Source organism: Candidatus Glassbacteria bacterium (assembly GCA_019456185.1).
Lineage (GTDB): Bacteria > Gemmatimonadota > Glassbacteria > GWA2-58-10 > GWA2-58-10 > JAJRTS01.
In genome coordinates this window covers 1-1,239 of the sequence record VRUH01000156.1, presented here as the reverse complement: position 1 = coordinate 1,239, position 1,239 = coordinate 1, and the positions used below count along the sequence as shown (strand labels likewise).

Sequence of the window (1,239 nt, the reverse complement as noted above, 5' to 3'; positions counted from 1 at the left end):
GCGGACCCATGCTTTGTAGAGCGTGAGAGCGGCCTCTGCCTCGGTGTCTCCGGCACCCGGGCCTGCGGTGAGCGTGATGAGGGTTGTCGGGTGCCCGCGTTGAAAGAGCGCCTTTAGCTGGGCTGTTCGGAGAGGGCGGCAGTCCTCGCACGTCCAGCATTTACAGAGCAACCGGATGGCGGTTCCCTCGTATATATTTGTGTTGACAAGGGAGGTTTCACCACAGTAAGACATTGCCATCCTTTCCTGCGTCTCCCAGGCGCTGAGTTTGGATGAAACCCCGGCCCGGCCCCTGAGAAGGGGTCGGGCTTCTTTTTATGTGCAGGGACATAACGGTTGTCCGCCTTCCGGGATTGCGATCACTGAGAAATAGCTGTCTAACGTCTCGAAATTGCCGCCTTCGGACCTGACCTCTGCATGGATGCTGAAATCGCCTTCGAGGTAGGCGGACGCGACAAGATCGGCGGTCTTGGTTTGCGTGACGAAGACTGGGCCGTCCTGGTCGATTGGCAAGGGCTCGCCGACGATGACGAGGCGCATGGATATCTGTAGCTCACCGCCGCTCGTTGCTCTGGCCGTCGTGCCGGCGCATATTTGCCACTTTCCCATTTCCAATCGGGCACCGCCAAGGTGGATGGTGGCGCCGCCACGCTTGTATTTAAGCGTCTTCCAGACCATAGCCTGCCAGCCGAGTAGGGACAGGTGAGCGTCGCCGTCAGTGTGCGCGAGCGCGGCGCCGGCACCTTGGGACATGAGGCAAGGCGCGGTGCAGTAGAGGGCAGAGGTCCAGCGGTACAGGAACTCGCTCACCACGTCGATGATGAGGAGCCACAAGAGCACGTACTGAAGCTTTGTGTCGATGATCCATAGCCATTTTAAGTTTCGACCGATTTTGCGATCCTGGACCAGGCGCAGCAGCGGGATGCGGCGCATCAGGCGGCGGATGAACTTCGGCCGCTTTGCCTTCCGACCTCTGCCGCCGGGCGTTTTCATCAAGCCCCACGGGCGAAACACGCACCTGGCGATATCGGCCAGGCCGAAGTCCACAGCGGTGATGGCGGCTTCCAGCGCAGCCGGCCACATGGTTTCAACGTAGACCACAAGCGGAGCGTCGCACGGGTTGATGACCATACGGACGATGAAATTGACACGCGTGACGATTGAACTCGGTATCTGTTCTCGTCGCGGTAGGAATTGTTTTAAAAGCCCCATGTTTGATCACATAGCTAGAATAGCGAG

General features: G+C 59.2%; 1 protein-coding gene. It reads right to left on the bottom strand.

Annotated elements, in window-relative coordinates; translation table 11 throughout:
• Positions 1–315 precede the first annotated feature (315 nt).
• The gene (locus tag FVQ81_18590) at positions 316–1,212 is read right to left on the bottom strand and encodes a hypothetical protein (GenBank protein ID MBW7998539.1); all 897 of its coding nucleotides are present in this window, start codon (positions 1,210–1,212) and stop codon (positions 316–318) included.
• Between the last annotated feature and the right edge of the window lie 27 nt (positions 1,213–1,239).